Origin of the sequence: Paenibacillus provencensis (assembly GCF_042678545.1) — a bacterium.
GTDB lineage: Bacteria > Bacillota > Bacilli > Paenibacillales > Paenibacillaceae > Paenibacillus > Paenibacillus provencensis.
Genome location: NZ_JBHTKX010000028.1, coordinates 1 through 545 on the forward strand (window position 1 = coordinate 1; position 545 = coordinate 545).

The following is a 545-nucleotide window of genomic DNA, read 5'->3' on the forward strand; positions in this document are numbered from 1 at the left end:
CGGTATAGAGATATACCTTTCCTTCGGGACAGAGGAGACAGGTGGTGCATGGTTGTCGTCAGCTCGTGTCGTGAGATGTTGGGTTAAGTCCCGCAACGAGCGCAACCCTTGATCTTAGTTGCCAGCAGGTAAGGCTGGGCACTCTAAGGTGACTGCCGGTGACAAACCGGAGGAAGGTGGGGATGACGTCAAATCATCATGCCCCTTATGACCTGGGCTACACACGTACTACAATGGCCAGTACAACGGGAAGCGAAGCCGCGAGGTGGAGCGAATCCTAAAAAGCTGGTCTCAGTTCGGATTGCAGGCTGCAACTCGCCTGCATGAAGTCGGAATTGCTAGTAATCGCGGATCAGCATGCCGCGGTGAATACGTTCCCGGGTCTTGTACACACCGCCCGTCACACCACGAGAGTTTACAACACCCGAAGCCGGTGGGGTAACCGCAAGGAGCCAGCCGTCGAAGGTGGGGTAGATGATTGGGGTGAAGTCGTAACAAGGTAGCCGTATCGGAAGGTGCGGCTGGATCACCTCCTTTCTATGGAG

At 55.4% G+C, this 545-nt stretch carries 1 rRNA gene; it reads left to right on the forward strand.

The annotated features are described in order from the left end of the window. Nucleotides 1–537 (forward strand): 16S ribosomal RNA (locus ACFQ3J_RS27060); the annotation flags it as partial. Nucleotides 538–545 lie beyond the last annotated feature (8 nt).